Consider the following 12,645-nt stretch of genomic DNA (forward strand, 5'->3'; position numbering starts at 1 on the left):
ACCGTGCGGCGCTGCTGGGCTCAGGCCTTCTTGAAGGTGAACTCCGTACCGGCCCCGAGGTCATCGATGAGGGAGAGGGTGAGCTCGACGCCATCGACCTCGGCGGCGGGAACCGCGTAGGCGAACTCGTAGGTCTGCTCGCCGCCGGCGGGCACCGGCTCGTCGAAGCCGAGGATGCCCTGGTACTGGGATCCGTCGAACACTTCCTGGTAGGTCGCGCCGGAGCCGTTGGTCGCGGTCAGCAGGGTGAGGCCCATGTCGACGTCGGAGCTCGAGTTGTTCGTCACCGTCATCGTGACGACGGCGATCTCACCGTTCGTCGATTCGGCGCCGATCGCGGTGTCGCTCGCAGTGTCGGAGGTGACGGAGATCGCGGCCGTGACATCGGTGCCGATCTCGACCTCGCCGCCTTCGACAGGGGCTGCCTCAGCAGAGGAGTCGTCGGTGCTGCCGGAGTCGGGCGATTCGAAGCCGGGATCGGACGGATCCATCGGTGCCGGAACCGTCGGCGAGGAGCTCGCGTACTCATCGGCGGCCTGACCGATCAGCCCGATGCCGATGATCGTGAAGATGATGACGGCGATCGAGACGAGGACGCCGACGAAGCCGAGGATGAGGCCGGTGAGGGTGAGACCCTTGTTGTTCGCCTGACCCTTCTTGATCGCCGAGAGGCCGATGAAGCCGAAGATGATCGCGGCGACGGCGAAGAGGAAGCCGATTCCGAAGACGAAGCCGAGGACGACGCCGACGATGCCGCCGATGAGCGCGAGGATGCCCCAGATGTTCTTCGAGGTGTTGCTGCCCGACCCGGACGAGTAGCTGCCGTAGGAAGCGTTGGGGTTCGCCGGGGTGAACTGGTCTCCCCCGCCGCCGGCTGCCGCGTAGGAGGGCTGCTGGGCGTACTGGTTGGAGTCGTAGCCCTGGTTCTGACCGTACTGGTTGGCGTCGTATCCCTGGCTCTGGCCGTAGCCGCCCTGCGAACCCTGAGCGTTCTGGTCATAGCCCTGACCGTAGTTCTGGTTCTGGTCATAGCCCTGGTTCTGACCGTACTGGCTGGCGTCGTATCCCTGGCTCTGGCCGTAGCCGCCCTGGGAGCCCTGAGCGTTCTGGTCGTAGCCCTGGCTCTGGTCCTGGCCGTACTGCTGCTGCGAGCCGTACTGCGGGGCCTGGTCGCCGCCGTAGGAGGGAGCCTGGTCGCCGCTGCCGTAGGAAGGGGTGTCGTTCGAATCGTAGGCGCGCGTGGCGTCGTTCGCGCTGTCGTAGGAGCGGGTGTCGCCCGAGCCGTACTGCGGGGCCTGATCCCCCGAGCCGTACTGAGGCGCCTGGCTGCCGTTGTCCTCAGCCGATCGGCTCTGATCGGCAGACGAGTTCTGGTCAGAGTTGTCGTTGCCCGAACTGCGGTTCGGGTCGTACGGATTCTGCGGGGTAGACATAGTTGCTCCGGAGTCCTTGTCGATGTTTGCTGTGATTAGCGTACAAGCACAAGAGTAGCGGTCACCCGCCTGATTCGTGGCAGAACTGACACACATTCTCACCGGTGACGACGACAGGTCACGCGGACACGACGACTTGCCGCGGCAGCAGGGCTGCGACTGCGCAACGGCGGGGACCGCGGGAGGACCCAGAGAGCACTGAGTCCGAGAGCGCAGACCCCGAGAGCTCGGACCCCGAGAGCTCGGACCCTGAGAGCTCGGACCCCGGGATTTGAGCACTGGTGTGAATGCACGAAACCCCAGGCCTGAAGCCTGGGGTTCCTGTTGTGCGCGATACTGGGATCGAACCAGTGACCTCTTCCGTGTCAGGGAAGCGCGCTACCGCTGCGCCAATCGCGCTCTATTCATTTGTTGCACCGGAACCGTGATGGTCCCTGTGCGCGATACTGGGATCGAACCAGTGACCTCTTCCGTGTGAAGGAAGCGCGCTACCGCTGCGCCAATCGCGCCGACTCACCGACGGTCAGACCGTCGAGGAATCCGAGGTGGCGACGGGATTCGAACCCGTGTATACGGCTTTGCAGGCCGCTGCCTCGCCTCTCGGCCACGCCACCGCCAAGGCAGTGCCATGACGCCTCCGAGCGGATGACGGGACTCGAACCCGCGACCCTCACCTTGGCAAGGTGATGCTCTACCAACTGAGCCACATCCGCGTTTCGCTGCCTGGTTTCCCTGGCAACGAGATATAACTCTATACGCAGCCGGCCCCGCACGCAAAATCGATCCGCGGTGATCGTCGTCACAGCTCCCGATCAAGCTTTCAGGCTGGTGAGGTTGAATGTGCTGTGTGAGCGAACGATCCCCCGACAAGCGCCCGAAGGGCTGGCTGTCGCGTCATCACAAGCACGGGAGGCGCCCCTGGAGACAGTGCCGGCTGAGCTACCTCCGATGGCGGCAGAGCGTCGCCGCCAACCCCCACGTCGATCGCCTCTTCAGACTCATCGTCGGCGGCGTCGGCACGCTCATCGTCATCATCGGCCTCATCCTCGTGCCCCTGCCGGGACCGGGCTGGCTCATCGTCATCATCGGTCTCTTCGTCATCTCGACCGAGTTCCACTGGGCGAGGCATCTCCTCCACTTCGTGCGGGTGCGCGTCGAGGCGTGGACGCGCTGGATCATGCGGCAGCCGCTCTGGGTGCGCTGGACGGTCGGCGCGCTCACGGCGGCCTTCGTCGCGGTCATCGTGTGGCTGGTCCTCAAACTCATCGGCATCCCAGATTGGGTGCCCGACCTCGGCGGACTGCTCGAGTTCCTCCACCTGCGCTAGGCAGACGATCCCGTGGCGGGAGGCGACGTCAGCCTGCGTCGGCCTCCGGGGCCGAGAGCGCGGTGAGGCGCGAGAGGCAGCGCATGTACTTCTTGCGGTAGCCGCCGGCCAGGGACTCCTCGGTGAAGACCTTGTCGAGGCGCTCACCGGAGTTGATGATCCGCACGTCGCGGTCGTAGAGGCGGTCGACGAGGGCGACGAAGCGCAGCGCCACGCTCTCGTTGTCGATCGTGCGCACGTCGTCCCACACGGCGGCGTCGATCCCGTCGACCATCCGGCCGTACTTCGAGGGATGGACCGTCGCGAGGTGGTCGAGGAGGGTGGAGAACTCGTCGCGGGCGACGGTGCCGGGCAGCTGCGCCGCCGCCTCGTCGAGCTGTTCGGGGGTGAGCGGTTCGGCCGGGGCCGTGAGACCGCGGTGCCGGTAGTCCTGGCCGTCGATCCGGTAGACCTCGAACTGGTCGGCCAGCGCCTGGATCTCGCGGAGGAAGTCCTGGGCGGCGAAGCGCCCCTCACCGAGCGATCCGGGCAGGGTGTTCGACGTCGCGATGATCTTCACCCCGGCATCGGTGAGCTCGCGCATCAGCCGGGACATGAGCACGGTGTCGCCAGGGTCGTCGAGTTCGAACTCGTCGACGCAGACGAGCTTCATCTCCTTGAGGTCGTCGCGCGCCTTGACGAAGCCGAGGGCACCGACGAGGTTCGTGTACTCGACGAAGGTCCCGAAGGTCGCCGGCTTCTCATTGGCGTGCCATGCCGAGGCGAGCAGGTGGGTCTTGCCGACGCCGTAGCCGCCGTCAAGGTAGACGCCCTTCGGACCGTCCTTGCCCTTGCCGAAGAGCTTGCCGAAGAATCCCGTCGACCGGTCGTCGGCGACGAACTCCTCGAGCTTGTTCCGCGCTTCGGCCTGCGAGGGCTGGGCGGGGTCGGTGCGGTAGCTCGCGAAGGAGACGTTCTCGAACTGCGGGGGCGGGACGAGCCCGGCGATGAGTTCTTCGGGGGCGACCTTCGGGTTGCGCTCACTCAGAGAGGTCAGAGTCTGCTCGGCATTCACTCGCCCAATTCTATGGCAGGCGCGGTCGCGGACCGACCGGGCCCCGGCTCAGCTGAAGTCGAAGCCGAGGCGACCGAGCTGTTTGGGGTCGCGCTGCCAGTCCTTGGCGACCTTGACGTGGAGGTCGAGGTAGACCTTCGTGCCGAGCAGCGCTTCGATGCCGCGGCGGGAGACCGAGCCGATCTCCTTGAGCCGCTTGCCGCCCTTGCCGATGATGATCGCCTTCTGGCTCGGGCGCTCGACGTAGAGGTTGACGTGGACGTTCCACAGCGGATTGTCCTCGCTGCGGCCCTCCCGCGGGTACATCTCCTCGACCTGGACGGCGAGCGAGTGCGGCAGTTCGTCGCGCACGCCTTCGAGGGCGGCTTCGCGGACGAGTTCGGCGATCATCACCTCTTCGGGCTCGTCGGTGAGCTCACCCTCGGGGTAGAGCGGCGGCGAGACCGGCAGGTGGCTTGCGAGCACCTGTCCGACGGTGTCGACCTGGAAGCCGTCGACGGCGGAGACGGGGACGACGTCGGCGAAGTCGGCGAGCTCACCGACGGCCAGGAGCGCCTCGGCGACCTTCTCCTGGCTCACCGTGTCGACCTTCGTCACGAGCGCGACGATCGGGGTCCGCCCGTCGAGCAGCGCGAGCTGGGAGGCGATGTAGCGGTCACCGGGTCCGATCGGCTCGTCCGCGGGCAGGCAGAAGCCGATGACGTCGACCTCGGAGAGTGTGGCGACGACGAGGTCGTTCAGCCGCGAGCCGAGCAGGGTGCGCGGCTTGTGGAGGCCGGGGGTGTCGACGAGGACGAGCTGGTAGTCGTCCTCGTGGACGATGCCGCGGATCGTGTGCCTCGTCGTCTGGGGCTTCGCCGAGGTGATCGCCACCTTCTCCCCCACGAGCGCGTTCGTCAGCGTCGACTTGCCCGTGTTGGGGCGGCCGACGAAGCACGCGAAGCCCGCGCGGAAGTCCTCCGGGTAGTCCGTGCGAAAGTCCATCTCAGCTCTCTTCCCTGGTGACCTTGACGTGGGTGATGCGGTGCCGGCGGCCCTGGCCCTCGAGGGCGGTGAGTCGGAGCCCGGCGATGTGCGCGGTCGATCCGGCGATGGGGACGCGGCCGACGAGCTTCGTCAGCAGTCCGCCGACGCTCGTCACATCGTCCTCGTCGATGCGCACGTCGAAGTACTCGGCGAAGTCGGTGATCGACATGCGCGTGCTGATGAGGAACGAGCCGTCGTCGTCGATGACGAGGTCCTCGTCTCCGGAGTCGTATTCGTCCTCGATCTCGCCGACGATCTCCTCGACGATGTCCTCGATGGTGACAAGCCCTGCGGTGCCGCCGTATTCGTCGACGAGGATCGCCAGGTGCGTCGAATCGATCTGCATCTGCTCGAGGAGGTCGTCGGCCGGTTTCGTCTCGGGCACGAAGAGGACGTCGCGGGCGAGCGTGTTGACGGGCCGGTCGGCGTCCTCCGGGTGCTGGTGGAGGCGGCGGGCGACGTCCTTGAGGTAGGCGACGCCCTCGATGTCGTCGAGGTCGTCGCCGCTGATCGGGATCCGGGAGAACCCGGAGCGGAGGAAGAGGTTCATCACCTTGTGCAGCGGTGTGCCGGAGGTGACGGTGACGAGGTCGGTGCGCGGGACCATGACCTGCTTCGCCGAGGTCTCGCGGAGGCTGAAGACAGACTGGATCATCTCGCGCTCCCCGTCTTCGATGACGTCGGATTCGCTTGCCCTCTCGACGAGGTCTCGCAGCTGCTCCGAGGTGACGAAGGGACCGTCGCGGTAGACGCGGTCGGGGGTCAGCAGGTTGCCGAGCCACACGAGCACCCGGGTCAGGGGTTTGAGGATGACGAGGAGGACGGTGACGACCCCGCTGAGCGCCAGGCTCACCCCGAGGGAGCGACGGCGGCCGATCGTGCGCGGGGAGATGCCGGCGACGACGAAGACGGCGATCGACGAGGTGATGACGGTGAGCACGATCATCAGCGGGCCGACGGAGTAGATCGAGTCGTAGGCCAGGGCGATGAAGACGGTGGCCAGCGCCTCGAGGAAGAGGCGGACGAAGATGATGACGTTGATGTTCGTCGGCAGGTCGGCAAGGATCCGCTCGACCCGGGCCGCGGACTTCTTCCCCTCGGCCTTCGCGTCCTGGATCGCATGGTGGGAGACGCTGAGCAGGGCGGCGTCGACGGCGGCCAGCGCCGCGGCGACGACGAGGCAGAGGAGCGCGCCGAGGAAGAGCCAGACCACGGCGTCAGACCTCGGTGGGCGCGGGGATGTCCGTCCGCCCGTCGTAGCGGGCGGCGAAGAACGTCAGCAGCAGGTGGCGCTGGAGGGCGAACATCTCCTCGCGCTCGTCAGGCTCCCCGTGGTCGTAGCCGAGGAGGTGGAGGAAGCCGTGGACGGTGAGGAGGAGGATCTCGTCCATCGTCGAGTGCCCAGCGGTCGCCGCCTGCTTCGCGGCGACGGCCGGGCAGATGATGATGTCGCCCATCTGGCCTTCCGTCGGGGCGTCGGCGCGGCCGCGGCTGAGCTGGTCCATGGGGAAGGACATGACGTCGGTGGGACCCTCGAGGTCCATCCACGTGACGTGGAGCTCGGCCATCGCCGGCTCGTCGACCATCGTCACCGACAGTTCCGCACCGGGGTGCATGTGGAGGGCCTCGCCGAGGTATTCGGTGAGCGCCACGACCTCGTCGAGGTCGACCTCGGCGTCGGTCTCGTTCGCGATCTCCGTGTTCACTTCGAGTTCCCCCACAGGTCGTAGGCGTCGACGATCTTCGTCACGAGCGAATGCCGCACGACGTCCTTGCTGCCGAGCTGGCAGAACGCGAGGTCGTCGATGCCGGCGAGGATCTTCTGCACGACCTTGAGCCCGCTCTTCGTGTTCCCCGGCAGGTCGATCTGCGAGACGTCGCCGGTGACGACCATCCGCGAGCCGAAGCCGAGGCGGGTGAGGAACATCTTCATCTGCTCCCCCGTCGTGTTCTGCGCCTCGTCGAGGACGATGAAGGCGTCGTTGAGGGTGCGACCGCGCATGTAGGCCAGGGGCGCGACCTCGATCGTGCCGGACTCGATGAGCAGCGGGATCGATTCGGGGTCGACCATGTCGTGGAGGGCGTCGTAGAGGGGACGGACGTAGGGGTCGATCTTCTCCCCCAGCGTGCCCGGCAGGAAGCCGAGGCGCTCACCAGCCTCGACGGCGGGGCGGGTGAGGATGATCCGGGAGACGTCCTTGTTCTGCAGGGCGTTGACGGCCATCGCCATCGCGAGATACGTCTTGCCCGTGCCGGCGGGGCCGATGCCGAAGGTGATCGTGTTGTTCCGGATCGCCTTGACGTAGTCGTGCTGGCCCATCGTCTTCGGCCGGATCGACTTGCCCCGGGTCGAGAGGATGTTCGTGCCCATCACCGCCGAGGCGGCCTTGCCCTCGGAGGAGAACGAGGCGACCCGCTCGATCGTCTCCTCGTCGATGCGGTGGCCCGACTGGTGGAGCTTCTTGAGTTCGCCGATGACGGAGACGAACGCGCTCACCTGGTCCGGGTCGCCGGCGGCCTGGAGCTGGTTGGCGCGCAGGTGGAGGTCGAGCTCGGGGTAGACCTTCTCGAGCGCCCGGAGGTTGGCCTCCCCGGGTCCGAAGAATTCGACGAGGTCGATCGATTCGGGGATGACGAGACGCACGGTCTCCGAGGCGGTGGTGGTCGTGGCGTCAGTGGAGGTGTCCAGAACAGTCCTTCGTTGATCGGGCGCTCCGCGGTCGGAGCGCAGCAGGGTGCATTCCCATCGTAGTCCGGTATCTCACCAGCGGCCCAGGGAATTCTGTGCGAGCACGAGTCCCGCCGGTCCCGCCGAGGAGGACCGCAGGACGGTGTCGCCGAGGAGGACGGGGGTGGCCCCGATTCCGGATAGCGAGGCGAGCTCCCGGTCGCTGATCCCGCCTTCGGGTCCGACGATGAGGACGATCCGCGCCGTCGCCGCGGTGTCGAGGTCGGCCAGTGCCGTCGAGAGCCTGAGCTCCGCGGTCTCGTGGAGGACGAAGATCGCATCGGCAGGCGGTTCGCCCTCCGGTGCGGTCCCCTCGCCGAGGCGGGTGAGGAGTTCGGCACCGCGGGCCAGCTCGGTGAGCACGGGGAAGCGGGAGCGCCGCGACTGCAGGGAGGCGGCGGTGAGGAGGTTCTCCCATTTCGCCGCCATCTTCGCCTGCTTCTTCGCCGGCCAATCGGCGATCGAGCGGTCGGCTGCCCACGGGATGATCTCGTCGACCCCGATCTCCGTGGCCGCTTCGATGGCCTGGAGGTCGCGGTCGCCCTTCGCGAGGGCCTGGACGAGGACGAGACGGGGCGTGGCCTCCGGGGTGGCGGCCACCTCGGTGACGTCGAGGGTGAGCTCCGTCGCCGAGGCGGTCGCCACGGTTCCCCGGGCCCGCGTCCCGTGCCCGTCGACGACGTCGATCTCCTCGCCGGGACCGATGCGGCGGACCCGCACGGCGTGCCCGGCCACGTCCTCACCGAGGGTGAGCGCGCGACCGGCGACCGCCTCGGCGGCCTGGGGCGAATGGAAGACCGGGAGACTCACCGACCGGCGAACTTCTCACGCATGCGGGAGAACATGCCGCGGGACTCCGTCGTGATCTGGGCCCGCGGGGTCTCCTCGCCGCGCAGCTTCGCGAGCTGGGCGAGCAGCTCCTTCTGCTCATCGTCGATCTTGTCGGGGGTGACGACGTCGACGGTGATGAGGAGGTCGCCGCGGGTCTCGGTGCGCAGGCGGGTCGCGCCGAGGCCCGGGAGCTTGACGACGGTGCCCGACTGCGTGCCGGGTTCGATGTCGAGGTCCTGGACGCCGTCGAAGGTCTCGAACGGGATCCGGGCGCCCAGTGCGGCGGCGGTCATCGGGACGGACACGGCGGCGCGGAGGTTGTCGCCGTCGCGGCGGAACACCTCGTGGCGGGCGACCATGACCTCGACGAAGAGGTCACCGGCGGGTCCGCCGCCGGGGCCGACCTCGCCCTGGGCCGACAGCTGGATGCGGGTGCCGTCGGAGACGCCGGCGGGGATGCGGATCTTCATCGTCCGCTGCTTGCGCACGCGGCCGTCGCCCTGGCAGTTGAGGCAGGGGTGCGGGATGACGGTGCCGTAGCCGTGGCACTGGTTGCACGTCTGGTTCGTCACCATCTGTCCCAGCAGGGTCCGGGTCATCCGCTGGATGCTGCCGGAGCCGTGGCACAGCGAACAGGTCTCGACGGAGGTGCCGTCCTGGGTGCCGGCGCCGTGGCAGGTCTCGCAGACGACGGCAGTGGTGACGTCGAGGTCGACGGTGCCGCCGAAGGCCGCGGTCTGCAGGTCGATGTTGACGCCGACGAGGGCGTCCTTGCCGCGCTGCATGCGCGGGATCGGACCGCCGGCGGAGCCTCCCCCGCCGCCGAAGAACGTCTCGAAGATGTCGCCGAAGCCGCCGAAGCCGCCGGCCGGGAAGCCCTGCCCGTTGTCGCCGCCGCCCATGTCGTAGTTGCGGCGCTTGTCCGGATCGGAGAGGACCTCGTAGGCAAGCGAGATCGACTTGAACTCCTCGTCGTATCCGGGGTTGACGTCGGGGTGGTACTTGCGGGCCAGCTTGAGATAGGACTTCTTGATCTCAGCCGCCGAAGCGTCCTTCGACACTCCGAGTGCTTCGTAGTGATCGGCCACAGAAACTTCTCTTTCCCTGGTGGTGGTGTGTGCGTGTGAGGTGGGTGGGTCGCGCCCGGGCTGCCGGCGGGCCTACCCCTGGTCGAGGGCGGAGGAGACGTATTTGGCAACGGCTCGCACGGCCGAGATCGTCGTCGGATAGTCCATGCGCGTGGGACCGAGGACGGCCAGGCGGGCCGAGGATCCCGCCAGATGACCATATTCGGCGGCGACGACGGATGTCGAGCTGAAGGACTCGTGAGTGTTCTCACGGCCGATGCGCACGCTGATCTCCGCGTGGTCCTCGGCCATCGAGGTGAGCAGCCGGAGCAGCACGACCTGCTCCTCGAAGGCCTCGAGGATCGGGGCCATCTGCTCGCCGAACTCGGAGCCGGAGCGCGCGAGGTTCGCAGTGCCGGCCATGATGATGCGCTCCTCGCGGGTCGCCGCGACGAGGTCGATGACAGCGTCGCGGATGCGATCGAGGACGGGACTGCCCGCCTCGTCATCGGGTCCGGTCGCGGCCGCCGTCGCGCCCACCTCGGCGCCGTGGTCGGCCCCGCGGACGTCTACGCGGGAGAGCTTGGCACCGGCGAATTCGGAGTTGATCCGCTCGCGGAACCGCTGCAGATCGGCGTCATCGACCGCCTCGGCGCTCGTCACGATCTTCTGCTCGACCTGGCCTGCATCGGTGATGAGGACGACGAGGATGCGGCCGGGGGCGAGCCCGACGACCTCGATGTGCTTGATGCGCGCCTGCGAGACCATCGGGTACTGGATGAGCGCGACCTGGTGGGTGAGTCCGGCGAGGACGCGGACCGTGCGGTCGAGCATCCCGTCGAGGTCGACGTCGCCGTCGACGACCTGGAGGATCGCGCGGCGCTCGGCGTGGCTGAGGGGCTTGAACTCGTCGATGCGGTCGACGAACATGCGGTAGCCGAGGTCGGTGGGGATGCGACCGGCCGAGGTGTGGGGCTGGGCGATGTAGCCCTCGGCCTCGAGTTGGGCCATGTCGTTGCGGATCGTCGCCGGTGAGACGCCGAGGGTGTGGCGCTGGACGATCGCCTTCGATCCGACGGGTTCGTTCGTGGCCACGAAGTCTTCGACGATTGCCCGCAGCACCTGCGCGCGCCTGCTGTCGTTCATTCGTCTCCTCCCCGGATTTGGCACTCGAATACTCAGAGTGCCAATTCTACGCCTCTTGATCCGTGATTTCACGTCCGCCCCCTCCTCCCGCCGGGGCGCGCGGATTCCGCGGCGGCCGTCGGCACCCGGCCTGCGTGTCAGCCCGGCCGCGCCGGGGGCGATTCACTAGGCTGGGGCACCGTGAATGCCTTTGATCGCTACGGCTCGGATGTCCTCTCGGGATCCTCGCCGTCCTCGCACCGCCCGAAGAAGTCCCGCCCCGTCGAGGTCGGCCTCGGCATGGTCCTCGAAGACGCGATGAGCGGGTTCGTCGGGGCGGTCATCGGGGCGGAGAAGACCGCGAGCGGCGTCGTCGTCACCCTCGAGGATCGCCGCGGCGGGCGCCGGGCGTTCCCTCTGGGTCCGGGATTCCTCTTCGAAGGCGAGCCCGTCGATCTGCGGCTGCCCAAACGGAAGCCGCAGGCGCCCGGTCGCACCGCCTCGGGGTCGCGGGCCGTCGCCGATGCGAAGGCGCGGGTGGCCAGGGGGTCGCGGATCTGGGTCGAGGGCAAGCACGACGCCGAGCTCGTCGAGAAGATCTGGGGCGATGACCTGCGCATCGAGGGCGTCGTCGTCGAACCGCTCGGCGGGCTCGACGACGTCGCCGACAAGCTCGAGGCCTTCGGTCCCGACCGGCAGCACCGCGTCGGCATCCTCGCCGACCACCTGGTGAAGGGCACCAAGGAGTCGAAGATCGCCGAGGCGGTCCGCGCCGATCCCCGTTACGCCGAGGTCGTCCACATCATCGGTCACCCCTACGTCGACATCTGGCAGGCGGTCAAGCCGCGGGTCGTCGGCATCGACGCATGGCCGACCGTGCCGCGCGGCGAGGATTGGAAGACCGGGATCCTGCGCCGCATCGGCTGGCCGCACGCCGACCACAGGGACGTCGCCGCCGGCTGGGTGCGGATACTCAAGTCGGTGACGACGATCGCCGACGTCGAGCCGACGCTCTCGGGCCGGGTCGAGGAGCTCATCGACTTCGTCACCGTGGACTGACGTTTCGCTCCGAGGCGGTGTGTGGACTGCGGTCGCTCCGGGGACTGCGTTCGCTGCGGGGCCGGTGCACGGACAGGCTGCGGCCAGCGTCCGCGCGGGCGTTTGTGATGGATTTGGAACACCATTCCCACGTCCGGGCGAGGCAGGTCGATTAGGGTAAGGGGGCAGAAGCTTCTCGAAAGGACCCGTCATGTCGAATTCCCCGCAGCCGCCGAACGGCGATCAGCACCAGTCCCGCCCGATGCCGCCCGACTACTCCCAGGCGTCGGGACCCCAGCAGCCCTACAGCCAGCCCAACCAGTACGGCTCGCAGCAGAACCAGTACGGGTCGCAGCCGAACAACGGCGGACAGCAGTACGGGTCGCAGCAGAACTACGGCTCGCAGCAGAATCAGTACGGGAGCCAGCCGCAGAGCTATGGCGGCCAGAACTACGGCAGCCAGCAGCAGTACGGTTCGCAGCAGGGCTACAGCGGACAGGGCTACGGCGGGCAGCAGCCCGGTTACGGGATCCAGCAGGGCAATCCCGCGATGTTCAATTCTGCCAACCTCCCCGAGGCCGCCTACGGACCCGGCTCCGAGCGCTTCTGGAATGCCAACGAGTCCGAGCGGACGACGGCGCTGTGGACTGATGTCGGAGCGATCTTCCTCGGCTGGCTGCTGCCGCTCATCATGTTCCTCGTGAAGAAGGACGAGTCCCCCTTCGTCCGCGAGACCGCTCGTCAGTCCCTGAACTTCCAGCTCACGATCCTCATCGCGTACTTCGTCAGCGGACTCCTCATGTTCGTCATCGTCGGCTATTTCCTCTACATCGCCGTCTGGATCTGTGCCATCGTCTTCCAGATCATCGCCGCGATGGCCGCGAACAAGGGCGAGTGCTACAAGATCCCGATGACGATCCCCTTCGTCAAGTGAGAGTGACCGGCTCCCGAGCCGATCGACTCCGACACTGACAGTCAGACACTGACAGTCAACCGAGACGGGCCGCCGTGCTGAG

At 67.6% G+C, this 12,645-nt stretch carries 12 protein-coding genes and 4 tRNA genes; 3 read left to right on the forward strand and 13 right to left on the reverse strand.

Going from position 1 to position 12,645, the window contains the following annotated elements:
* Window positions 1–20: 20 nt before the first annotated feature.
* The 5 genes from ABD154_RS05910 to ABD154_RS05930 all read right to left on the reverse strand — a co-directional run bounded on the left by ABD154_RS05910 (window position 21) and on the right by ABD154_RS05930 (window position 2,146).
* Complete coding sequence (locus ABD154_RS05910) at window positions 21–1,433, reverse strand: DUF4190 domain-containing protein (RefSeq protein ID WP_344250563.1); 1,413 nt, start codon at window positions 1,431–1,433, stop codon at window positions 21–23.
* 327 nt (window positions 1,434–1,760) lie between these two features.
* A tRNA-Val gene (locus tag ABD154_RS05915) sits at window positions 1,761–1,832 on the reverse strand.
* Window positions 1,833–1,870: 38 nt separating this feature from the next.
* Window positions 1,871–1,942, reverse strand: a tRNA-Val gene (locus tag ABD154_RS05920).
* A gap of 34 nt (window positions 1,943–1,976) precedes the next feature.
* A tRNA-Cys gene (locus ABD154_RS05925) sits at window positions 1,977–2,047 on the reverse strand.
* 26 nt (window positions 2,048–2,073) lie between these two features.
* Window positions 2,074–2,146: transfer RNA gene (locus ABD154_RS05930), tRNA-Gly, on the reverse strand.
* 134 nt (window positions 2,147–2,280) lie between these two features.
* Here ABD154_RS05930 and ABD154_RS05935 point away from each other — a divergent pair.
* On the forward strand, window positions 2,281–2,760 hold the full coding sequence (locus tag ABD154_RS05935; protein WP_232623611.1) for a TIGR02611 family protein: 480 nt from the start codon (window positions 2,281–2,283) through the stop codon (window positions 2,758–2,760).
* 28 nt (window positions 2,761–2,788) lie between these two features.
* Here the strand turns inward: ABD154_RS05935 and zapE are convergent, their stop codons facing one another.
* The 8 genes from zapE to hrcA form a co-directional block, all read right to left on the reverse strand.
* A complete protein-coding gene (gene zapE, locus ABD154_RS05940) occupies window positions 2,789–3,814 on the reverse strand; it encodes a cell division protein ZapE (RefSeq protein ID WP_198498914.1) in 1,026 nt (341 codons plus the stop codon).
* A gap of 48 nt (window positions 3,815–3,862) precedes the next feature.
* Window positions 3,863–4,798, reverse strand: coding sequence for a GTPase Era (gene era, locus ABD154_RS05945; protein WP_198498915.1), 936 nt, complete (start codon window positions 4,796–4,798; stop codon window positions 3,863–3,865).
* Between the two features lies 1 nt (window position 4,799).
* Entirely contained in the window at window positions 4,800–6,053 is a 1,254-nt protein-coding gene (locus ABD154_RS05950; RefSeq protein WP_198498916.1) for a hemolysin family protein, read from the reverse strand.
* A gap of 4 nt (window positions 6,054–6,057) precedes the next feature.
* On the reverse strand, window positions 6,058–6,546 hold the full coding sequence (gene ybeY, locus ABD154_RS05955; RefSeq protein WP_198498917.1) for an rRNA maturation RNase YbeY: 489 nt from the start codon (window positions 6,544–6,546) through the stop codon (window positions 6,058–6,060).
* Window positions 6,543–7,484: a PhoH family protein gene (locus ABD154_RS05960; RefSeq protein WP_232623612.1), complete on the reverse strand. Its 942-nt coding sequence runs from the start codon at window positions 7,482–7,484 to the stop codon at window positions 6,543–6,545. The genes ybeY and ABD154_RS05960 overlap by 4 nt, the downstream gene beginning before the upstream one ends.
* Window positions 7,485–7,601: 117 nt before the next feature.
* Complete coding sequence (locus ABD154_RS05965; protein WP_198498918.1) at window positions 7,602–8,378, reverse strand: 16S rRNA (uracil(1498)-N(3))-methyltransferase; 777 nt, start codon at window positions 8,376–8,378, stop codon at window positions 7,602–7,604.
* Complete coding sequence (dnaJ, locus tag ABD154_RS05970) at window positions 8,375–9,487, reverse strand: molecular chaperone DnaJ (protein ID WP_137823923.1); 1,113 nt, start codon at window positions 9,485–9,487, stop codon at window positions 8,375–8,377. The genes ABD154_RS05965 and dnaJ overlap by 4 nt, the downstream gene beginning before the upstream one ends.
* Before the next feature lie 72 nt (window positions 9,488–9,559).
* Window positions 9,560–10,612, reverse strand: coding sequence for a heat-inducible transcriptional repressor HrcA (gene hrcA / locus ABD154_RS05975; RefSeq protein ID WP_198498919.1), 1,053 nt, complete (start codon window positions 10,610–10,612; stop codon window positions 9,560–9,562).
* A 180-nt stretch (window positions 10,613–10,792) separates the two neighbouring features.
* Between hrcA and ABD154_RS05980 the strand changes: the two genes are divergently transcribed.
* Both ABD154_RS05980 and ABD154_RS05985 read left to right on the forward strand, forming a co-directional pair.
* Window positions 10,793–11,650, forward strand: coding sequence for a DUF3097 domain-containing protein (locus tag ABD154_RS05980; RefSeq protein WP_198498920.1), 858 nt, complete (start codon window positions 10,793–10,795; stop codon window positions 11,648–11,650).
* Window positions 11,651–11,840: 190 nt separating this feature from the next.
* On the forward strand, window positions 11,841–12,563 hold the full coding sequence (locus ABD154_RS05985) for a DUF4870 domain-containing protein (RefSeq protein ID WP_198498921.1): 723 nt from the start codon (window positions 11,841–11,843) through the stop codon (window positions 12,561–12,563).
* Window positions 12,564–12,645 lie beyond the last annotated feature (82 nt).

This window comes from Brevibacterium sanguinis (assembly GCF_039528855.1).
GTDB lineage: Bacteria > Actinomycetota > Actinomycetes > Actinomycetales > Brevibacteriaceae > Brevibacterium > Brevibacterium sanguinis.

Bases quoted from the DNA above. Each gene is read 5' to 3' on its own strand.
- ABD154_RS05910 (WP_344250563.1), bottom strand. From the start codon at position 1,433: ATGTCTACCCCGCAGAATCCGTACGACCCGAACCGCAGTTCGGGCAAC.
- era (WP_198498915.1), bottom strand. From the start codon at position 4,798: ATGGACTTTCGCACGGACTACCCGGAGGACTTCCGCGCGGGCTTCGCG.
- hrcA (WP_198498919.1), bottom strand. From the start codon at position 10,612: ATGAACGACAGCAGGCGCGCGCAGGTGCTGCGGGCAATCGTCGAAGAC.
- ABD154_RS05985 (WP_198498921.1), top strand. From the start codon at position 11,841: ATGTCGAATTCCCCGCAGCCGCCGAACGGCGATCAGCACCAGTCCCGC.